At 59.6% G+C, this 20,220-nt stretch carries 18 protein-coding genes; 13 read left to right on the forward strand and 5 right to left on the reverse strand.

Annotated elements, in window-relative coordinates:
* The first annotated feature begins 651 nt into the window (after nucleotides 1–651).
* From ABJN75_RS22405 to bmt, 4 genes are all read left to right on the forward strand, one after another.
* Nucleotides 652–1,659, forward strand: coding sequence for an ABC transporter substrate-binding protein (locus tag ABJN75_RS22405; protein ID WP_348441846.1), 1,008 nt, complete (start codon nucleotides 652–654; stop codon nucleotides 1,657–1,659).
* Between the two features lie 203 nt (nucleotides 1,660–1,862).
* Nucleotides 1,863–2,750, forward strand: a complete 888-nt coding sequence (locus ABJN75_RS22410) for a proline/glycine betaine ABC transporter permease (RefSeq protein WP_348441847.1) — start codon at nucleotides 1,863–1,865, stop codon at nucleotides 2,748–2,750.
* On the forward strand, nucleotides 2,743–3,798 hold the full coding sequence (locus ABJN75_RS22415; protein WP_348441848.1) for a glycine betaine/L-proline ABC transporter ATP-binding protein: 1,056 nt from the start codon (nucleotides 2,743–2,745) through the stop codon (nucleotides 3,796–3,798). Before ABJN75_RS22410 ends, ABJN75_RS22415 begins: the two co-directional genes overlap by 8 nt.
* A 168-nt stretch (nucleotides 3,799–3,966) precedes the next feature.
* The gene (gene bmt, locus ABJN75_RS22420; protein WP_348441849.1) at nucleotides 3,967–4,977 is read left to right on the forward strand and encodes a betaine--homocysteine S-methyltransferase; all 1,011 of its coding nucleotides are present in this window, start codon (nucleotides 3,967–3,969) and stop codon (nucleotides 4,975–4,977) included.
* 89 nt (nucleotides 4,978–5,066) lie between these two features.
* Here bmt and ABJN75_RS22425 read toward each other — a convergent pair whose 3' ends face one another.
* From ABJN75_RS22425 to ABJN75_RS22445, 5 genes are all read right to left on the reverse strand, one after another.
* The gene (locus ABJN75_RS22425; protein WP_348441850.1) at nucleotides 5,067–5,669 is read right to left on the reverse strand and encodes a PadR family transcriptional regulator; all 603 of its coding nucleotides are present in this window, start codon (nucleotides 5,667–5,669) and stop codon (nucleotides 5,067–5,069) included.
* 249 nt (nucleotides 5,670–5,918) lie between these two features.
* Nucleotides 5,919–7,943 carry a VWA domain-containing protein gene (locus ABJN75_RS22430; RefSeq protein WP_348441851.1) on the reverse strand — a complete coding sequence of 675 codons (2,025 nt, stop codon included), beginning with the start codon at nucleotides 7,941–7,943 and terminating at the stop codon, nucleotides 5,919–5,921.
* Nucleotides 7,940–8,506, reverse strand: a complete 567-nt coding sequence (locus ABJN75_RS22435; RefSeq protein WP_348441852.1) for an RNA polymerase sigma factor — start codon at nucleotides 8,504–8,506, stop codon at nucleotides 7,940–7,942. The genes ABJN75_RS22430 and ABJN75_RS22435 overlap by 4 nt, the downstream gene beginning before the upstream one ends.
* A gap of 527 nt (nucleotides 8,507–9,033) precedes the next feature.
* Complete coding sequence (locus ABJN75_RS22440) at nucleotides 9,034–9,750, reverse strand: ferredoxin (RefSeq protein ID WP_348441853.1); 717 nt, start codon at nucleotides 9,748–9,750, stop codon at nucleotides 9,034–9,036.
* A gap of 113 nt (nucleotides 9,751–9,863) precedes the next feature.
* Entirely contained in the window at nucleotides 9,864–11,453 is a 1,590-nt protein-coding gene (locus ABJN75_RS22445) for a trimethylamine methyltransferase family protein (RefSeq protein WP_348441854.1), read from the reverse strand.
* 251 nt (nucleotides 11,454–11,704) lie between these two features.
* On the opposite strand from ABJN75_RS22445, the gene ABJN75_RS22450 reads away from it, so the two are divergent.
* From ABJN75_RS22450 to ABJN75_RS22490, 9 genes are all read left to right on the forward strand, one after another.
* Nucleotides 11,705–12,403, forward strand: a complete 699-nt coding sequence (locus ABJN75_RS22450) for a B12-binding domain-containing protein (RefSeq protein WP_348441855.1) — start codon at nucleotides 11,705–11,707, stop codon at nucleotides 12,401–12,403.
* Between the two features lie 309 nt (nucleotides 12,404–12,712).
* The gene (locus ABJN75_RS22455; protein WP_348441856.1) at nucleotides 12,713–13,330 is read left to right on the forward strand and encodes a DUF1638 domain-containing protein; all 618 of its coding nucleotides are present in this window, start codon (nucleotides 12,713–12,715) and stop codon (nucleotides 13,328–13,330) included.
* Between the two features lie 117 nt (nucleotides 13,331–13,447).
* A complete protein-coding gene (locus ABJN75_RS22460; protein WP_348441857.1) occupies nucleotides 13,448–14,092 on the forward strand; it encodes an exopolysaccharide biosynthesis protein in 645 nt (214 codons plus the stop codon).
* 289 nt (nucleotides 14,093–14,381) lie between these two features.
* Complete coding sequence (locus ABJN75_RS22465; protein WP_348441858.1) at nucleotides 14,382–15,152, forward strand: formyl transferase; 771 nt, start codon at nucleotides 14,382–14,384, stop codon at nucleotides 15,150–15,152.
* A gap of 142 nt (nucleotides 15,153–15,294) precedes the next feature.
* On the forward strand, nucleotides 15,295–15,600 hold the full coding sequence (locus tag ABJN75_RS22470) for a virulence factor (RefSeq protein WP_348441859.1): 306 nt from the start codon (nucleotides 15,295–15,297) through the stop codon (nucleotides 15,598–15,600).
* A complete protein-coding gene (locus ABJN75_RS22475; RefSeq protein ID WP_348441860.1) occupies nucleotides 15,593–16,183 on the forward strand; it encodes a methylenetetrahydrofolate reductase C-terminal domain-containing protein in 591 nt (196 codons plus the stop codon). The genes ABJN75_RS22470 and ABJN75_RS22475 overlap by 8 nt, the downstream gene beginning before the upstream one ends.
* On the forward strand, nucleotides 16,180–17,280 hold the full coding sequence (locus ABJN75_RS22480) for a methylenetetrahydrofolate reductase (protein WP_348441861.1): 1,101 nt from the start codon (nucleotides 16,180–16,182) through the stop codon (nucleotides 17,278–17,280). Before ABJN75_RS22475 ends, ABJN75_RS22480 begins: the two co-directional genes overlap by 4 nt.
* A 78-nt stretch (nucleotides 17,281–17,358) precedes the next feature.
* A complete protein-coding gene (locus ABJN75_RS22485; RefSeq protein ID WP_348441862.1) occupies nucleotides 17,359–18,324 on the forward strand; it encodes a methyltetrahydrofolate cobalamin methyltransferase in 966 nt (321 codons plus the stop codon).
* A gap of 7 nt (nucleotides 18,325–18,331) precedes the next feature.
* On the forward strand, nucleotides 18,332–20,220 hold a 1,889-nt coding region (locus tag ABJN75_RS22490), incomplete at its 3' end, for an ASKHA domain-containing protein (RefSeq protein WP_348441863.1).

Raw genomic sequence — 20,220 nt, forward strand, 5'->3', positions numbered from 1 at the left:
TGAAACGCGCACAAGCGCCGGCCCCGGCACAAGTGGAAGATTGATCAGGCCGGACGTGCAAGCGTCCGGCCTTTTTGTGTATTTTTGTCCGGCTTGCAGCGACAGCAACGCCCAAATGCGAAGGCCGTCCGGACCTTGCGGTTCGAACGGCCTACCAAAAATACGCCTGGCGTCCCCGCAAAAATACGCACGAGGTTCGCGAGACCCCGGTACGCAATACCTTTTCCGGGATCGTCGGGCGGTTGTCCCCCGCCGTGAGTTACCTTTAACCCGGACATCCTTACCGGAGAGTTATTGAAACCCTAAGCATTCATGAATCATGCAATTAATTCATATCGCGCGCATTCCATTTTGATCGCCGAAGATCAAGGTGCTGCTTGTGCAGGATTTCTCCGCGCGACTGTTGATTTCTGGCTCTAAGTCCTTACCCTAGAAGCAGGCATTTCATTTGGCCACCGGATTGCGACAGAGTTCCGCAAGATGGATTTGCGCCAAATGATGTCGTCTTTGCGTCCTAACCGGCGCAGCAAATGGTTTTCAATGACCATGAGACGAATTGCCTTCAATTCCATCGGACCCGGTAGACGCAGTGACCGGGCATGCCGAACAACGGAACAACCACTGCTTTAACGAGACTGGGAGGTCTTGCATATGAAGAAGCTTCTCGCTTCCACCGTCCTCGCCGCTGGCCTTATGGGCTTTGCCGGCGCTGCATCCGCTGAAGAATGCGGACGCGTTACAATTGCGAACATGAACTGGGCTTCGGCTGAAGTTCTTGCCAACATCGACCAGGTCATCCTGTCCGAAGGTTATGGCTGCGAAGCCGAACTGGTTGCCGGCGACACCACGCCGACACTCACCTCCATGGTTGAAAAGCAGGAGCCGGATGTCGCACCGGAAGCCTGGATCAACTCGCTCCGCACCCTGCTCGATGCAGCGGTTGCCGAAGGCAAGCTGCATTACGCATCTGAATCGCTCAGCGATGGCGGCGTCGAAGGCTGGTGGATCCCGAAGTACCTTGCTGCCGAGCATCCCGAAATCAAGACGATTGACGATGCCCTGGCTCACCCGGAACTGTTCCCGGCGCCTGGCATGGAAAATGAAGGCAAGGGCGGCGTTTACAACTGTCCTGAAGGCTGGGGTTGCCGCATCATCACCACCAACCTGTTCAAGGCTTATGGCGCTGAAGAAAAAGGTTGGGTGACGGTTGAAACCGGTTCGGCTGCCGGCCTCGACGGCTCGATCGCCAAGGCTTACGAAAGCGAAAAGCCGTGGCTCGGCTATTACTGGGCTCCGACCGCCATTCTCGGCAAGTACGAAATGGTCAAGCTTGACCATGGCGTGGAGCACAACAAGGAAGAATGGGACCGTTGCACATCGATCACCGATTGCCCCGATCCTGTGAAGAACGCCTGGTCCAAGTCCGAAGTCTACACGGTTGTCACCGACGACTTCAAAAAGCGTGCCGGCCCGGCCTATGACTACCTGGCAAGCCGCAGCTGGCCCAACTCCACTGTGAACGGTTTGCTCGCTTGGATGGCCGACAATCAGGCAACCGGTGAAGCCGGCGCTCGTCACTTCCTCAAGGAAAACGAGGACATCTGGACGAAGTGGGTGTCGCCCGAAGCGGCTGAAAAGATCAAGAAAGCAGTGATGTAACACATCGCTTTGAGTGTGGCGGGCTTGGGTCCGCCACATTTTTATCCAGACAAGCGCGGTCGGGGTGACAGAAACCGCGTCGACCTGGAGCCGGGACCGGGGGCAAGCGCTACAATGCGCATTCGTCTGGCTAATGGCAGCGATAACTTGCTGGTCGCCTGACGATCAGCCGACACTATTTTCCCGTATTTTGGAGCGTGAATATGGATTGGCTTCTAGAATTTCCCGCCATGGACACCGACCGACTGACTGCCTTGAAAAAGACGATCGATCTCGGTTTTCGCAATTTCACCCGCGCCAATGGCGACATGTTTGAAGCGGCACTCTATCCGGTGCAATGGTTCATGTACCGCGTGGAGCAACTGCTCACCGGTTCGCCCTGGCCCCTCGTTATCCTTGGCTTCGCAATTATCGCATGGTTTGCGAGTCGCAGCGCCAAGATCACCGTCGGTGTCGTGATCACATTGCTGCTGATCGGCTATTTCGACATGTGGGAAGACACCATGAAGACCGTGGCGATGACGGTGGTGGCGACGATCCTCGCCATTATTGTCGGTATCCCCATTGGCATTCTCATGGGTCGGTCCAACCGGATTCAGGCTGTGCTCAATCCGGTTCTCGATGTGATGCAGACGATGCCGAGTTTCGTCTACCTCATCCCCGTGGTCATGCTGCTCGGCATTGGCCGCGTTCCAGGCCTCATCGCCGTGATGGTCTATGCCATTCCGCCGATCATTCGTCTGACAAACCTCGGTATCCGCCTGGTCGACAAGGATGTGCTTGAAGCGGCTGACGCGTTCGGCTCTTCCAACTGGCAGCGGCTGAAGAATGTGCAAATGCCGCTGGCCTTGCCCACCATCATGGCCGGCGTCAACCAGACCATCATGATGGCGCTCGCCATGGTCGTGGTCGCCTCGATGATTGGTGTCCAGGGTCTCGGCCTGCCCGTGCTCAAGGCAATTTCGAACCAGTACTTCACGCTGGGTATTTTCAACGGCCTCGCCATTGTCGGCATCGCCATCATCTTCGACCGCACCAGCCAGGCTTATGGCAAGCGGTTGCAGAAGCATCTGGAGGTGGTCCATGGTTGAGGAATCAGCTGAAATCGGGATTAGTGTCCGTAATCTGTACAAGATTTTCGGACCCGATCCCGAAGCCTATATCGACGCCGTCAAAGGTGGCATGACCAAGACCGAGCTCAATGACAAGCACAATCACGTGCTCGGTCTCAAGGACATCAACATCGACATGCCTGGCGGCGGCATCCAGGTTGTCATGGGACTGTCGGGCTCCGGCAAGTCCACGCTGATCCGTCATATCAACCGGTTGATCGATCCGACCGCTGGCGAAGTCATTGTCGGTGACGAAGACGTCGTCAAGATGAACGAGAACGAACTTCGCGAATTCCGTCGTCACAAGACCGCGATGGTGTTCCAGAAGTTCGCGCTTCTGCCGCACCGGACGGTTCTCGAGAATGCGGTCTACGGCCTGGAAATCCAGGGATTACCGCGTGAAGAGCAGGAAAAGCAGGCGCGGCGCTGGATTACACGCGTTGGTCTCGAGGGCTTTGAGGATAACTACCCCAACCAGCTGTCGGGCGGCATGCAACAGCGTGTGGGCCTTGCCCGCGCGCTGACCAATGATGCGCCGATCCTGCTGATGGATGAAGCGTTCTCGGCGCTTGATCCGCTCATTCGCATGGATATGCAGACTGTGCTTCTCGACCTGCAGAAGGAAATCCGCAAGACCGTGGTCTTCATCACCCATGACCTCGACGAGGCATTGCGTCTTGGCGACCGCATCGCCATCCTGCGGGATGGTGAAGTGGTCCAGCAGGGCACAAAGCAGGAGATCGTGCTTCGTCCGGCCGACGAGTACATTTCGAGCTTCGTGCGCGAGGTCAATCGCGGCCGGGTCATTTCGGTCGACATGGTCATGACCCCGCTTTCGGGCGAACCGCAGGGCATGCCGGTAAAGTCCGGCGCAGTGCTCGAGGTTGCAGCCAAGAAAATGACCGACGCCAATGTCTCCATCGCACACGTGATTGACAAATCCGGAAAGCCAATCGGCATTCTTGATATTCAGGACGTGATTTCCGCCATGGTGACACCTGTCGATCACGAAACCGCCGACGCCTGATCGCTGTCCCGACAGACACCGGTCCGGACAGAACCGGGCGATCAACTGACACACCAAACCCCGCGGGCGACGCAATCGTCCGCGGGGTTTTTTCTTCCGCAAACGCTGCATCCCTTGCAAAGACATAAAGACATCTTTATACGACTCCCAGTTAAACAGGAGAACTCCATGCCCGTTTCCAATCCGCTTGCCGATCTGCTTGCCGAAAAAGGCGTCCTTCTCGCCGACGGCGCAACGGGGACAAACCTGTTCGCCATGGGGCTTGAATCGGGCGAAGCGCCTGAAATGTGGCTCGAAACCGCACCCGAGAAGATTACCAAGCTGCACCAGGACTTTGTCGATGCCGGATCAGACATCATTCTGACCAACTCCTTTGGCGGCACCCGCAACCGGCTCAAGCTGCACCAGGCCGACGGGCGGGTGCATGCGCTCAACAAGAAGGCCGCTGAAATCGCCCGCGCCGTTGCTGACAAGGCACCGCGCAAGGTCATCGTCGGCGGTTCCGTCGGTCCGACAGGCGATCTGCTGGTTCCGCTCGGCGCCATGACCTATGAGGCAGCCGTTGAATCCTTTGCCGAACAGATCGAGGGCCTCAAGGCCGGCGGCATTGATGTCGTCTGGATCGAGACCATGTCGGCCACCGACGAAATCCGCGCTGCCGCTGCAGCCGCGGTGCGCCACGATCTGCCCTATGTCTACACCGGCTCCTTCGACACCGCCGGCAAGACCATGATGGGCGTGCATCCGCGCGATATCCATTCGCTTGCCAAGGACATCGGCGACGGCCCGTTTGCAGTCGGCGCCAACTGCGGTGTCGGCGCTTCCGACATCCTGTCATCGCTGCTCGACATGACCGGCGCAGATCCGGATGCGGTCGTTATCGTCAAGGGCAATTGCGGCATTCCCGAATTCCGCGGCGCCGAGATCCATTACTCCGGCACGCCGCCGCTGATGGCCGATTACGCCCGGCTTGCCATCGACAGCGGCGCGCGCATCATCGGCGGTTGCTGCGGCACCTCCTGCGACCACCTTGCCGCCATGCGCGAAGCCGTCGACAACCACATCAAGGCGCAGCGCCCGACGGTGGAAACCATCGTCGAGCGCATCGGGCCGATGCGCAATACGGTTGCAGCCAACACCCCTGCCCCGACCCGCGAGCGCCGCGGCCGCCGCAGCTGAGCCAAACCACAATTCAAGACAGCAAAAAAGGCCGGAGCATCAGCGCCGGCCTTTGGCTTGTCCTGGCATGACATACGGAGCTGATCAGCTCAGCCGCGGCCGTCTTGATCTTCCAAGGCTTCGATGTCGCCGCGGGCTTTTTTCAGGATTTCCAGGGCTTGTTGCGCCTGCCCGGCGGACAACCCGCCGTTTCGTACCTGACGGAACAGCGTTTTGCGCAAGGCGCGGAACTCGGCCCCCAGCGACACGCCCTGGATTTCTTCCGATGCCTCGTCGATCTGCGCATTGATCCGGTCAAGATCGACGCGGTTTTCTTCAAGATAGGCCTGCCCCTCTTCGGTGATCGAAAAGAGTTTCTTGGCGCCCTGCATCTGGGAAGACACCAGATCGGCTTCCTCCAGCATCTGCAGCATCGGGTAAATCGCGCCGGGACTTGGGCTGTAGGCTCCCTGGAAACGGGCTTCCAGCGCCTTGATGATGTCATAGCCGTGGCGCGGCTGCTCGGCGATCAGGCCGAGAACCACCAGCCGCAGCGCGCCGGCGTCGAACATGCGCTTGCCACCGCCGCCAAATGGTCCGCCACGATGACGGCCAAACGGGCCGCCACGACCAGCACCTCGTCCACCCGGCCCCTCAGGACCGGAAAAATGGCGGGCATCGCTGTGACATCTGTGTTTGTGCATTCCAAACATGGTTGGAGTCCTTTCTGTATTTCAATAACTCTTTATGCAGTATTATCTAGGTAAAGATATATCTTTTGAAAGATGCCATGGTTGAATTATCACTAGGCGGAACTCTATCCAATTGAATTTAAAGAATTTTAATTTGCGAAAATCGCGTCATCAAACAGTGTGGACCATTACGTTCGATTGACTTCGGCTGGCATTTTCGGGACACCGGCCGTCGTGGAGCGCAATCAATGCGCTCGGCGATCTGACGGGTTAGCGGTCCAGCCCTGCAGCCAGCCGCAGCAGTTGGAGAAACTCGGAGCGGTAGCCGTAAGGATCGTCACCGCGCGCATCGGAGGCGATTTTCTCGATGGCATCGAAAGCATAGGACGAGACCTGAGCGGTCCTGCGCAATTTTTGCCCGAATGCCGCAACCGCAATCGAAAAGCGAACGTCCTCCGAAGCCGCGCTGAAGCTGCTGACTTCGTTCTCCGCGGTCACCGGGATTTCCGTGAGCTTGCTTTGCGTCTCGCCCGGGGCCTTTGCCCGTATCTTGAGAAAGGCATACTCATCGCCGTACCCGGGCTCCGCCCCCGAGACAGACGCAGGAGGCTTCGGCTCGCCATAGCGCAATTCACTGTTCAGCACCGCCGGGCTTCCGACCGGGGTGATTTCATAGATCACCGTAACCGTATGACCGGACCCGATCTCTCCGGCATCCACCCGGTCATTGTTGAAATCCTCGCGATTGAGCGCGCGCGTCTCGAAACCGATCTGGCGGTATTCGGCGATCATGTCGGGATTGAATTCGATCTGAAACTTCACATCCGAAGCGATCGGAAACAGCGACGCCGAAGCTTCCTGCACGAGCGTCTTTTCAGCTTCAGACAACGTGTCGATATAGGCAGCGACGCCGTTGCCATTCTGTGCAAGCACCTGCATCAACTGGTCATTGTAATTGCCCTGACCGAAGCCAAAAATCGACAGGAACACGCCACTCTTGCGCTTGCTCTCGATCATCGCCTGCAGTGCGTCATCATCACTGGGTCCGACATTGAAGTCGCCATCGGTGGCCAGCAGCACGCGATTGATCCCGCCCTTGACCGAGCTTTTTTCAGCCAGCCTGTACGCTTCCTCAAGTCCCGCAGCCCCTGCCGTCGATCCGCCTGGGCGCAAGTCATCCAGCGCATCAAGGATCTTGGCCTTGTCCGAGACCGGCGTCGGCTCCAGCACCGTTCCCGCATCGCCTGCATAGGTGACGATTGCGACAGTGTCCTCCGGTTCGAGCTTCTGGATCAGAAGCCGGAACGCCGATTTCAGCAAAGGCAGCTTGTCGGCTTCCTGCATCGATCCGGACACATCGACAAGCAGGACCAGATTGGCATGGGGCCGAGCTGCGGGCTTGAGATCGTAGCCCTTCACCCCGATATGCAGCAGCTTTGTTTCGGCGTTCCACGGTGTTGGCGTGACAGTCACCGTCGCGAGGAATGGTGTCTCCGCAGTTTCGGGAGCCGGGTAATCATAGTTGAAATAATTGACCATCTCCTCGACCCGAACCGTACTTGGATCAGGCATGGCGCCTTGTTTCAGCGCCCGGCGCACCATTGCGTAAGACGCAGTGTCGACATCGGCGGAGAATGTGGAAACCGGGTATTCGGCCACAGACTTGACGCCGTTGCTGTCATAACTCTCAACCCGGTTCCACTCGGTCTCCGTCAACGGTGAGACATACGGCTTGTCCGCATCACGAAAAGACTGCCCGGTGATGTGACCTGACAGCTCCTGTTGCGCAAGTTCGCCCGCAGACCGACCCGTTGAGCGTGGAGACATCAAGCCGTCCATGTTCCGGGACGGCTTCGCCACAGGCGACACAGCCACTTGCGGCATCGGCTCCGATGCCGCCTGATCCACGTCCTCTTGTTGCCGAACACGCGTCGATGGGCTTTCCACCGCTGTTTCGTGGTCTGCGGATTTGCCCATCTCCAAAGGCGTCAGCATATTCGGCTGCCATCCATTGTGGTCCTGGACAATCTGCCAGGTCATAAAGGCCGCCGCCGGCAGGATCAGCAATGTGGCAAGCGCCGAGCCCGCTAGATATCGTTGTTTCATCAGTCCACTCCATATCGAGGATGCGATATGGGTAAGACGTCCCTCGGCAGGCGATCCTTGGGTAGCGCGTTGTTTTTCTGGCCCTGACTTGTCAAAGGCGTGAAGCGCAGCATCGAGCGCCTTGCGCTTTGCATCTTCCAGCGGAGGCGGTGCGCTGCGCGCCAGTCTTTTGAGATCATCCTCGATCATTGCTCTTCTCCGGACTTGCCCAGAAGGGTTTTCAACTGCTTGCGCGCAGTGTGCAGATGATAGGAAACCGTGGATTCCGCGCAGCCCATCACGGCGGCAGCATCGGCGTGGTTCAATTCCTCGCCGTAAACCAGAAGCATGGCATCGCGTTGCTTGTCCGGCAGAGTGCGAACCGCATCCCATATGTAGTCGCCATGGCTTGGCTGATAAGCCACGCTTTCCTCGCCGATAGCCGACGCGTGGACCGCCAAGGCCTGTTCTTTGCGCATCTCGCGGGCAATGAACCGGGCGTGATCATGGGCTGCATTGATCGTGATACGGTAAAGCCACGTCTTGAACGCGCTCTCGTTGCGCCAGCTACGGATCGCAAATCCAAGTCTCAGACAGACATTCTGCGCAATGTCCTCAGCTGCGGAGCGGTCACGGCACCATTTCCATGCTACACGATGAATGAAGGCATAGTGACGCTCGACAAGCATGGAAAAGGCGTCGCGATCGCCAATAGACGCCCGTTCGGCCAGTTCCTGATCCGCCGGTTCTTCTATGCCGGTGCTCGATTCCATGCAGGCAAGGGTCTCCGTCATTGAATCTTTGACGATAAAATTCCGGCAATCCTTGGGTTGCCGGCCAAATAAATTTTCCGCAGGTCCCCGCTGGATTGAAGTTGCCGCTAGCAGTGATTAACCGGTGGAGATACCAACGTCCATCACGTCGCTATTTGATCAACATTTCTCTGTAAAGCAAACCGGACTCCGATCATAAAACCGGATCTCCTTTTCATGGCTAGAAACCACTTGGAAATAGGTTAAGCAATGAGGAACCTCCAAATACCGGGAGTCATTCTCAAAGCAATTTGATCATTATCGGCAAGGTGGTCTTTTCAACGGCACCCCAGGCCCTCGGCCAGAGCAATCTCCCCGAAGAGATTTCCCGCGAAATCAACACGGAAAAGACTGTGGCGTGCATCGATGCAGGCCATCAATCCGCCCCGGCATCATGGCCAGGGCCGAAGATCAGGTCCACTCCACCCAGAGCAGAAATTCCCTCACACTTGCTCCTGCATCCATTCAACAAGCCGATCCTGCACCTGCTATCCGAACCCCGCCATGTGAAACCCGACCTGCGCCCCACTGTAGCGATGCTCCCGCCCGACCGGACAGGCATCACGCGCCAGACATCCCGAACTCATGCAACCTTGCCGGCCGTCATCGGTCTTGAGATGAGTACGGCAGGCATCGACAGTGAACCCCGCCGGCCCAAACGCTTTGACCGGACAGACCGTCATGCAGGGCCTGTCCGGGCAGGCATCGCAAGGATGGATCAGGGAAACGTCAGATTCCCCGTCCTGGCTGGCGGCAACAGTCGGGTCCAGCAGCCTCACCCGTGCCTCCGGCCCAAACAGGATCGCACCGCGATACCCGTGCCAGAGACCATATTCGGGATGAATGAGCATCCCCAGCGGCGAGGGTTTCAATCCCTCAGCCAACATCGCCCACTGTTGGAACGGATGCCAGGGCCGGTCGGAAGGGAACACCGCTTCGCCGCCGGCAGCCTCAGCCAGCGGCCTGATCACCGCTTCTGACCAGCGATCAAGCGGATCCTCCACATCGCGATGCGCTTTGCGCCAGGCCTCGAAGACTGGCCAGAAGCCGCCGCCGGCATGGCCTACAAGGCAGATGAACGAGACCGCTCCGCCGTTTGAGGGCATGGCAACCGCAGCATCACCGGCAACAAGCCTGCCCCGGCGGCAAAGCCCGTGCTTCGCCAGCGCCGCGTCAAGCACGGCAAGGCCGCTGCCCCGGCTCATCGGCGGTCGCCACCGGGCCCGTCATTTCGGAACGCCGAACGCCAGACCTCCTTGTGAATGAGGCCTGCAACTTTTTCCTGACCGCCTGTCTCCCTGGCTTTATCGGGCTGTGTTCAGGTGAAGGCGTCCGGCATCGAATCCTTGCGCATGGCCATGTATTCGAGCAACGCCGCATCGATTGCCGGGTCGAGATCCGGCGCGACATAGCTGTCGAGCCACGACCTGCAGAGCATCCGCGCACGCTCCTCGATGCGCTTTTCGCCTTCCGCCAGCCATTGCTCATAGGAATTGTTGTCGGCCAGCGACGAGCGATAAAACGCCTGCTGGAAATTCGCCTGGGTATGGGCGCAACCGAGATAGTGGCTGCCCGGCCCGACTTCGGCGATGGCGTCCAGCGCCTGACCGGTTTCCGACAGGTCGATTCCCTCGGCAAAGCGTTGCTGCATGCCAAGCTGGTCAATGTCGATCATGAACTTTTCATAGGAACTGACCAGACCGCCCTCCAGCCACCCGGCTGAATGCAGCGCGAAATTGGTGCCTGCCAGCAGCGTCATGTTCAATGTCGAGGCGCTCTCGTGCGCGGCCTGCGCATCGGGCACCTTGGAGCCGCAGAGCGATCCGCCGGTGCGGAACGGAATTTTCAGCCGCCGCGCCAGCTGTGCCGCGCCATAGGAGACCAGTGCGGGCTCAGGGGTGCCGAAGGTCGGCGCACCGGACTGCATCGAGATCGAGGCGGCGAACGTGCCAAACAACACCGGAGCGCCCGGACGCACAAGCTGGGTGAATGCGGCGCCGGCCAGCACTTCGGCGAGAATCTGCGCCAGCGTGCCTGCTACCGTCACCGGGCTCATCGCGCCGGCCAGAATGAACGGCGAGACCACGCAGGCCTGATTGTTGCGCGCATAGACCTTGAGTGCGCCCAGCATGGTTTCATCGAACACCATCGGCGAATTGGCGTTGATCAGGTTGAGCGTCACGCAGTTCTGGTCAACGAAGTCGGCCCCAAACAGGATCTTGCACATCTCGATCGTGTCTTCGGCCCGTTCCGGCGCCGTCACCGAGCCCATGAACGGCTTGTCGCTGTATTTCATGTGGCTGTAGACCATGTCGAAATGCCGCTTGTTGACCGGCACGTCGACGGGTTCGCATACAGTGCCGCCGGAATGGTGCAGAGACGGCGCCATATAGGTCAGTTTGACGAAATTGCGGAAATCCTCGATCGTCGCATAGCGCCGCTCGCCATCGAGATCGCGGACGAATGGCGGTCCGTAGACCGGCGCGAACACGGTGGCGTTGCCACCAATCTGCACCGAGCGCGCAGGATTACGGGCATGCTGGGTAAAGACTTCCGGTGCTGTCTTCAAAATTTCCCGGCAAAGCCCCCGCGGGAACCGCACCCGTTCACCCTTCACATCTGCGCCGGCTTCCCGCCACAAAGCGAGCGCCTCCGCGTCATCGCGAAATTCGATGCCGATTTCCTCAAGCACTGTGTCGGCATTGTGCTCGATCAGGCTCAAGCCTTCGTCGTCCAGCACCTCGTAGACGCCCAGTTTGCGCGTGATGAACGGCAGTGACAGACCCGGTCCGCCGCCCGATCTGAGCGCGCGCCGCGCCGCGGCGCCTTTGCCGCGCCGTCCTGCGGCGGCTTCGGGCGCTGCCTCTTGAGCCAAGTCAGTGGTGGAAAGTGTTTCTGGGTGAGCCATTTGAAGCCTGCATGATCTCGAATGGCGCACGATCGCGCCGATCCGGTCATGCTAGCCAAAACAATCCGCCGCACATTCCTCTGAGCGCCAAGCCTTGGCGCTCAAGGAATATTGCAGAAAAGTCACGCCGTCGCTTTTTCCGACATACACGTCGCTTTCAAGGAACTTTTTGCAAACAATCGACTATATCGCTATGCAAGTGGGATCTGGCGCGCCAAACCGCCGGACAAGTGCATTTTAGGGAGATACCGATGTCTGACGACGAAATCATTCTTTCCGAACTCTCCGATGATGAACTTGTCCAACAGATGCATGACGATCTGTATGACGGGCTCAAGGAAGAGATCGAGGAAGGTACCAACATTCTTCTCAGCCGCGGCTGGACACCGTATGATTTGCTCACCGAGGCACTGGTCGAGGGCATGCGAATCGTTGGTGAGGATTTCCGCGACGGCATCCTGTTCGTTCCCGAAGTGCTGATGAGCGCCAATGCCATGAAGGCCGGCATGTTCATCCTGCGACCGCTGCTGATCGAAACCGGCGCGCCGAAACTCGGCAAGATGGTCGTCGGCACCGTCAAGGGCGACATTCACGACATCGGCAAGAACCTCGTCGGCATGATGATGGAAGGCGCCGGTTTTGACGTCATCGACCTCGGCATCAACAACTCGGTTGAAAGATATCTCGAGGCGATCGAGCGCGAGCAGCCCGATATTCTGGGCATGTCTGCGCTGCTGACCACCACCATGCCCTACATGAAGGTCGTTATCGACACCATGAAGGAAAAGGGCATCCGCGACGACTTCATCGTGCTCGTCGGCGGTGCGCCGCTCAATGAGGAATTCGGCAAGGCCGTGGGCGCCGATGCCTATTGCCGGGATGCAGCCGTTGCGGTCGAGACCGCCAAGGAACTGATCAAGCGCCGCCACAATCGTCTCGCCGGAGCCTGAGACCAGCTCTCAGCAACAGCGGGCGCGCATCCGCTCGGAAGCGCACATGTCGCTGCTGGACGCGCAAATGCTGTATGGCACAGGCACTCAAATGGAACCATTCGTGTGCCTGTGCGTCAGTTGATCGAGTCTTGGACCGCATCAACTGACTGATTGACGTCACGGCCTACGCCGCGAATAGTGTTCGCACAGGATGCAAGCGTCATTGCGAGCAACAGGACAATGGAAATCTTGGTGAGGTTCATTGGTCTTTACCTTTTGCGTTGAGATCCGCGCCGGTTGACCCTTCACCGCAGACAAGGCCATTTGATGTCAATGTCCGAGAATCAACCAGAACGAATCGGAAAAAGAGTCCGCGTCATCGCTTGCGGAATGATCGCGCGCGAAGTTCTGGCCGTGAATGCGCAACTCGGCCATGACCATATCGATCTCAAATGCATCGATGCCAATTACCACCACTATCCTGATCGTATCGCGCCTGCTGTCGATCAAGCCATTCGCAAGGCCCGCGAAGAAGGCTACGAGCACATTTTCATCGGCTATGCGGATTGTGGCACCGGCGGCGAGCTCGACAAGGTCTGCGCCGCCCACGGAGTCGAACGGATTGAAGGGCCGCACTGCTTTTCATTCTACATGGGCAATGCCGCTTTCGAGGCCGCGGGCGACGACATGATGACGACGTTCTTCATCACCGATTTTCTCGCCCGGCATTTCGAGGCCTTTCTGATTCGGCCACTCGGTCTCGACCGCTTTCCAGAATTGCGCGATACTTATTTCGGCCATTACGAGCGGGCGCTGTATCTCGCCCAGACCGACGATCCGGAGCTTGAGGAAAAGGCCCGCGCGGCGGCGAGGCGTCTCGGGCTTCGTTTTGAACTGCGCCGCACCGGCTACGGCGACCTGACCGGAGCCCTCGCACAGCTTTGAATTTCAAAGCCGGGCCTTCCCTCCGTGCGACCTGCCCCTGTATTTTTTCACTCGTTGCCATATTTTTTAAGCAATCCGTGCTTAGATGTAGCGAGATCGAAATCAAGAGTATTGTCCGTGAGTGCGCAAACCGCTGTATCGCCAGTTCCCTCCATCGCCGCAAGCGAACACAGACCCCCTGAAAAGCTGTCGGATCTGCTAGAGCGGCTGGCACGCGAAGCAGGTGAGCGCGTCAGCATGGGTGAGATCGCCAATGCGCTGAACGACCGCTCGTTCGGCGCCTTCCTGCTGGTCTTTGCACTGCCCAATCTCATCCCCCTGCCACCGGGCGCCACCATGGTTCTGGGGCTACCGATGGTGTTCGTCGCCTGGCAGATGGTCATTGGCTACCAGAAGGTATGGTTGCCCAGGACGCTCGCCAACTACACCGTCGACCGGGCCACGTTCCAGCGTATGGTTACACGGGTCTCGCCCTGGCTGCGCAATGCCGAAACCTGGGTGCGCCCCCGCAACTGGCCGCTTGACGGCCCGATCCGCGAACGTCTGTTCGGGGTGTTTTCGCTGCTCCTGTCGATCACCTGCGTGTTGCCGATTCCCTTTGGCAACTGGTTGCCGGCTTTTGCCGTCGCCATTCTCGGCGTGGCCCACACCGAACGCGACGGCAATTGTCTTGCATTGGGTGTTATGGCCGGAATCGTCTCCATCGTGGTGGCCGGGCTGGTGCTCGCATTCACCGGGGCAGTGCTGATCCGCCTGTTCTGATCTGGTTACATGCGGTGCTCTGCTACCAGATACCGGTTCGCGCCTTGAAATGACCGAACCCCAGAGAGCCGCAGGATCTGCCAGTGTTTGAGAAAGTACCTCATTCCCTTCGATGACACCCCCACGTGGTCCGGAATTGGACAACAACCGTCGCCCGGCGGGCTGATCTTCCGGCGCTGCTGCTGAAACCATCGCGACTTTCGTCTGTTCACAAAAACCTGGCGCCTGGCGTAGTCGGTTCTTAACCAAGACCATGTTAGCGTCATGCTTTTGTTCCGATGGAAACCGCATGACCAAGACACCGAAAATCCTCGTGATCACCGCTGGTGGCGCCTATGCCTGGGTTATCGTCAACGCCCTGGCTATGCGCTTTTCCGGTACCGAAGTGCTGCTGGAGAGCTCCGAATCAAAGAGCGTCTTTCTGAAACGCCGCGCCCGCAAGGTTGGCTGGGTTCAGACCGCCGGGCAGTTTTTCACCATGGCAGTGTCACGCTTTGGAAAACGCCTTGCCCAGGCGCGCACGGACGAGATCGTCGCAGCCCACGACCTGATCACCGAACCGCTCCCCGGGCTGCCGGTGATATCCGTGTCTTCCGCCAATGGTGCCGATTGCCTGGATCTGATTGCCACGCGCAAGCCGGATCTGGTTTTCCTCGCCGGATGCCGGATGCTGTCGAAGGCGACACTGGCGGCGATCCCCTGCCCGGTGCTCAACTACCATTCCGGGATCAATCCAAAATATCGCGGATTGGCTGGCGGCTGGTGGGCACGCGGCACCGGCGACCATGAAAACTATGGCGCCACCGTGCATCTGGTCGACGCAGGCGTCGATACCGGCGACATCGTGACTCAGGCCTTTCTCAAGCCCGATCCGCGCGAATCCCTGCTGACCGATTCACTTGCCATGGCCGCAGGCTCCCGCGAGATGGTCGTCAGCGCCGTGGAACAGGGCCTGAGCGGGACGCTCAGACCTGAATCAAGCCTGCTGCCCTCCGTGCAGCGGTTCCATCCGCCGATCTGGACCTATCTTAAAACCGGACTGGTCAAGGGCGTCTGGTAGGCGTTCGCCCGCCCGGATTTGACCACGTTTGTCATCCGGATTACCTCCGTCATGATTCAGGTCGTTTTTGATGCGCCGCACGTCGTCGTTAGCGAAGCGGCCAAAAATCCCCATGCGCATTGTAACCAACAAGGAGACCAACATGGCCAACCGCATCATCGTCTACTGGCGTGACATTCCCGCCCAGGTGATCATCAAGAAGGGACGCGCCACCGCCAAGCGGGAGCTGTCTCTCCGGTTCACCGAAGCGATCGATATGTGCGCCATGCGGACCGGTGCCGCCGAAACCGGTGACTATCTTGCCGAATGGCGGCGCGCCGACCCTGTGGAAGTTTCCGACGATCTTGAAGCCGAGGCCGACAGGGCCACGGTCGAGCTTGAAACAGCCTACGACAAGGAACGCCTGGTGGCACTGGTCAAGGGCGGAGGCAGGGAGAGCCATGGCTGACGAACCGACGAAACCGACACAGGCAAGCCTCAACAAGAAGGCCGCGACAAAAACGGCCTACAAGCCATCACGCGTTTCGGCCACCGGCCGGAGCGCGCGCCGCTTCGCCATCCGCCTGTGGTCGGTGCGTCACGCACGCTCGCTCGAGTGGTTTTACGCACGCTTCGCCGACGCCTTTCTGGCGCTACATCCGTTGTGGAAGACCGTGGGATACCAGCGCGCCGAGGGACCGGTCAAATTCGTCGAGAAACACGTCAAGGGCTTCCTTTTCGACTGCCGCATGTGCGGCCAGTGCGTGCTCTCGTCCACCGGCATGTCCTGCCCGATGAACTGCCCCAAGCAATTGCGCAACGGTCCCTGCGGCGGCGTCCGCGCCAATGGCCATTGTGAAGTCGAACCCGATATGCCCTGCGTCTGGGTGCAGGCCTGGACCGGCGCGCAACAGATGAACGGTCGCGACAACATTCTCGGTGTGCAAAGACCGGTGGATCAGTCGCTGCGTGAAACCTCATCCTGGCTGCGGGTCACCGCCGCTGTCGCTGCCAACCGTGAAGCGACCGCTGACTCGAGAGCCGCGCAATGAGCCAGGACGACACCAATCCGCTTGATCCCAGCGCCCTGCTCGAACCGCTGCCCGGCCATTCCTCGCTGGGACGACTGGAGCGAATTCTGCGCCGCGGCGAATTCGCCGTCACCGCCGAGCTCAACCCGCCCGACAGCGCCAATGCCCACGATGTCTATGAACGCGCCGCCATCTTCGACGGCTGGGTCGACGGCATCAACGCCGTCGATGCATCGGGCGCCAACGCCCACATGTCATCGGTTGGCATCTGTGCCCTGCTGACCCGGATGGGCTATGCCCCGATCATGCAGATTTCCTGCCGCGACAAGAACCGGATAGCCATCCAGGGAGACGTGCTCGGCGCCTCGGCGATGGGGGTGCAGAACATCTTGTGCCTCACCGGCGACGGCGTTCAGGCAGGCGACCAGCCCGGCGCCAAGCCGGTCTTCGATCTCGATTGCATGTCGCTTCTCGAAGCCATCCGGATCATGCGCGACAATTCGAAATTCCTGTCAGGCCGCAAGCTGACCAGCCCGCCCACCGTGTTTCTCGGCGCCGCCATCAACCCATTCGCCCCGCCGCATGATTTCCGCCCGCACCGGCTGGCCAAGAAGATCGCCGCCGGCGCCCAGTTTGTTCAAAGCCAGTATTGCTACGACGTGCCCATGTTCCGAAAATACATGCAGCAGGTGCGCGACATGGGTCTGGACAAGGAATGCTTCATCCTGTGCGGCGTCGGTCCGCTGGCCTCGGCGCGAACCGCCAAATGGATGCGCTCCAATGTCCCGGGCGTGCACATCCCGGACGCGATCATCAAGCGACTCGAAGGCGCAGAGGATCAGAAGAAGGAAGGCAAGCAGCTCTGCATCGACATCATCAACGAGGTCAAGGAAATCGACGGCGTCTCGGGCATTCATGTAATGGCGTACCGGCAGGAAGAGTTCGTCGCCGAAATCGTCCACGAATCAGGTGTCCTCAAAGGCCGCAGGCCATGGCGCAAGGAACCCAATGCAGTTGACGAAATGATTGCCGCCCGCATGGAGGAAATCCTCGATGAACCCAAGCAAATGCCGCATGAACTCGCTGGCGCGGTGGGTGACGCCGACACCGGCGAGTGACCCCGGAGGCTTGCATCGCACGTGGAAAATCTATAACGATATAAACAAATCTTTATGTCTTCTCTGCAAGGATCGAACATGACCCGGACTATCGTCGCCTCCGCCACCCGCGAAGTCATCATTGGCTTCGATCAGCCCTTCTGCGTCATCGGCGAGCGTATCAATCCGACCGGACGCAAGAAGCTCGCCGCTGAAATGATCGAAGGAAATTTCGAAACCGTCATCAGGGACGCACTGGCGCAGGTCGCCGCCGGCGCCACAATGCTTGACGTCAACGCGGGCGTTACTTCGGTCAATCCCAATGAAACCGAGCCGGGTTTGCTGGTGCAGACCCTTGAAATTGTTCAGAACCTGGTTGATGTGCCGCTGTCCATCGACAGCTCGGTGACTGCGGCAATCGAAGCCGCGCTCAAGGTTGCCAAGGGCCGGCCGCTGGTCAATTCGGTCACCGGCGAGGAAGAAAAACTCGAAGCCATCCTGCCGCTGATCAAGAAATACGACGTGCCGGTGGTGGCCATTTCCAACGACGAGACCGGCATTTCCATGGACCCCGACGTGCGCTTCGCGGTTGCCAAGAAGATCGTCGAACGCTGCGCCGATTTCGGCATTCCCGCCCATGACGTGGTGGTCGATCCGCTGGTCATGCCGATTGGCGCGCTCGGTGACGCAGGCCGCCAGGTCTTTGCGCTGCTGCACCGGCTGCGTCATGAGCTCAAGGTCAACACCACCTGCGGCCTGTCCAACATCTCCTTCGGCATTCCGCACCGTCACGGCATCAACGCCGGCTTCATCCCCATGGTGATCGGCGCGGGCATGACCTCGGCGATCATGAACCCCTGCCGTCCGCAGGAAATGGAGGCCGTGCACGCCGCCAATGTGCTCAACGGCACCGACCCCAACTGCATGAACTGGATCAAGACCTACAAGGACTACCAGCCGGCTGTCGCCGGCTCTGTGCCTGCTCCGCAGTCAGCGGTTTCCTCGGGCGAAGGCGGCGGTGGCCGCCGTCGCGGCGGACGTGCAGGCCGGTCCGGAGGAGCATGACACAGCCATGAGCGACCATCTTGTCCTGTTCATGCCGTCGGGCAAGCGTGGCCGCTTCCCCACGGACACTCCGGTGCTCGAAGCCGCGCGGCAACTGGGCGTCCATGTCGAGAGCGTTTGTGGCGGTCGCGGCATTTGCGGGCGCTGTCAGGTCGAGGTGCAGGAAGGCGTCTTCGCCAAGCACGGCATCACCTCGTCCAACGAGCACATTACGCCGTTTGGCGGCAATGAAGTGCGTTACGCCGAAAAACGCGACCTGAAGCCAGGACGAAGATTGTCCTGCACAGCCAGGATCCTTGGCGATCTGGTCGTTGATATTCCGCAGGACACGGTGGTCAACGCGCAGGTGGTGCGCAAGGATTCCGATGGCCGCGTCATCGAACGCAATCCCGCTATCCAGATGTGCTACGTCGAGATCGAAGAGCCTGACATGCACAAGCCGCTCGGCGATCTTGACCGGTTGCTGATCGCAATCGAGGCCGACTGGGGATTCAAGAACCTGCAGATCGACACCTACCTGCTTGGCCAGGTGCAGAAGATTTTGCGCAAGGGTGACTGGAAGGTCACCGCAGCGGTGCATGAACCGGTGCAGGGGGGACAAGCGACACTGGTGGCGCTTTACCCGGGGCTGAAAAACGAGGCCTACGGCATCGCCTGCGACATCGGCTCCACCACCATCGCCATGCACCTGTCTTCGCTCCTATCGGGCCGTACACTGGCGTCCTCCGGCACATCCAACCCGCAGATCCGCTTCGGCGAGGATCTGATGAGCCGGGTCTCCTACGTGATGATGAACCCCGAAGGCCGCGAAGGCATGACAACGGCCGTGCGCGAAGCCCTCAATGGCCTGATCGACAATGTCTGCAAGCAAGGCGAGATCGAGCGGACCGACATTCTCGACGCGGTATTTGTCGGCAATCCGATCATGCACCATCTGTTCCTCGGCATTGATCCGACCGAACTCGGCGGCGCGCCCTTCGCGCTCGCGGTCTCCGGTGCGGTCAACATCAAATCGTCCGAGATCGACATTCCGCTCAACCCGGGCGCCCGGGTCTACATGTTGCCCTGCATCGCTGGCCATGTCGGCGCCGATGCGGCTGCGGCGACACTCACCGAAGGCCCGCATCGTCAGGACGAGATGATGCTGCTGGTCGATGTCGGCACCAACGCCGAAATCGTGCTCGGCAATTCCACCCGCACGGTCGCCGCCTCATCGCCAACGGGCCCGGCCTTCGAGGGTGCGGAGATCTCCTGCGGCCAGCGTGCGGCACCCGGTGCCATTGAGCGCATACGCATCGATCCGGTCACCTTCGAGCCGCGCTACCGGGTCATCGGCATAGACCCCTGGTCCGATGAACCCGGCTTTGACGAGGCTGCGGCAAAAGTCGGCGTTACCGGCGTCTGCGGCTCCGGCATCATTGAGATCATCGCCGAGATGTACCTCGCCGGCATCATCACCGAAGACGGCGTCATCAACGGCGATCTGGCGGCGCAAAGCCCCCGCGTCATCAGCACCGGCCGCACCTTCGCCTACCTGCTCAAGGATGGCGAACCCAGGCTGATGGTGACGCAAACCGATGTCCGCGCCATTCAGTTGGCCAAGGCCGCGCTTTATGCCGGGGTCAAACTGCTGATGGACAAGCAGGGCATCGATCATGTCGACCGTATCGGCCTCGCCGGTGCCTTTGGCTCCTTCATCGATCCCAAATATGCCCTCGTGCTCGGGTTGGTGCCCGATTGCGACCTGGACAAGGTCAAGGCTGTGGGCAACGCGGCCGGAACCGGCGCCCGCATGGCGCTGCTCAATCGTGATCACCGCCGCGAGATCGAGGACACGGTCACCCGGATCGAGAAGATCGAAACCGCGCTGGAGTCGAAATTCCAGGAGCATTTCGT

Origin of the sequence: Hoeflea sp. (genome assembly GCF_039975035.1) — a bacterium.
GTDB lineage: Bacteria > Pseudomonadota > Alphaproteobacteria > Rhizobiales > Rhizobiaceae > Hoeflea.

Bases quoted from the DNA above. Each gene is read 5' to 3' on its own strand.
- ABJN75_RS22405 (WP_348441846.1), top strand. From the start codon at position 652: ATGAAGAAGCTTCTCGCTTCCACCGTCCTCGCCGCTGGCCTTATGGGC.
- ABJN75_RS22410 (WP_348441847.1), top strand. From the start codon at position 1,863: ATGGATTGGCTTCTAGAATTTCCCGCCATGGACACCGACCGACTGACT.
- ABJN75_RS22415 (WP_348441848.1), top strand. From the start codon at position 2,743: ATGGTTGAGGAATCAGCTGAAATCGGGATTAGTGTCCGTAATCTGTAC.
- bmt (WP_348441849.1), top strand. From the start codon at position 3,967: ATGCCCGTTTCCAATCCGCTTGCCGATCTGCTTGCCGAAAAAGGCGTC.
- ABJN75_RS22425 (WP_348441850.1), bottom strand. From the start codon at position 5,669: ATGTTTGGAATGCACAAACACAGATGTCACAGCGATGCCCGCCATTTT.
- ABJN75_RS22430 (WP_348441851.1), bottom strand. From the start codon at position 7,943: ATGATCGAGGATGATCTCAAAAGACTGGCGCGCAGCGCACCGCCTCCG.
- ABJN75_RS22435 (WP_348441852.1), bottom strand. From the start codon at position 8,506: ATGGAATCGAGCACCGGCATAGAAGAACCGGCGGATCAGGAACTGGCC.
- ABJN75_RS22440 (WP_348441853.1), bottom strand. From the start codon at position 9,750: ATGAGCCGGGGCAGCGGCCTTGCCGTGCTTGACGCGGCGCTGGCGAAG.
- ABJN75_RS22445 (WP_348441854.1), bottom strand. From the start codon at position 11,453: ATGGCTCACCCAGAAACACTTTCCACCACTGACTTGGCTCAAGAGGCA.
- ABJN75_RS22450 (WP_348441855.1), top strand. From the start codon at position 11,705: ATGTCTGACGACGAAATCATTCTTTCCGAACTCTCCGATGATGAACTT.
- ABJN75_RS22455 (WP_348441856.1), top strand. From the start codon at position 12,713: ATGTCAATGTCCGAGAATCAACCAGAACGAATCGGAAAAAGAGTCCGC.
- ABJN75_RS22465 (WP_348441858.1), top strand. From the start codon at position 14,382: ATGACCAAGACACCGAAAATCCTCGTGATCACCGCTGGTGGCGCCTAT.
- ABJN75_RS22470 (WP_348441859.1), top strand. From the start codon at position 15,295: ATGGCCAACCGCATCATCGTCTACTGGCGTGACATTCCCGCCCAGGTG.
- ABJN75_RS22475 (WP_348441860.1), top strand. From the start codon at position 15,593: ATGGCTGACGAACCGACGAAACCGACACAGGCAAGCCTCAACAAGAAG.
- ABJN75_RS22480 (WP_348441861.1), top strand. From the start codon at position 16,180: ATGAGCCAGGACGACACCAATCCGCTTGATCCCAGCGCCCTGCTCGAA.
- ABJN75_RS22485 (WP_348441862.1), top strand. From the start codon at position 17,359: ATGACCCGGACTATCGTCGCCTCCGCCACCCGCGAAGTCATCATTGGC.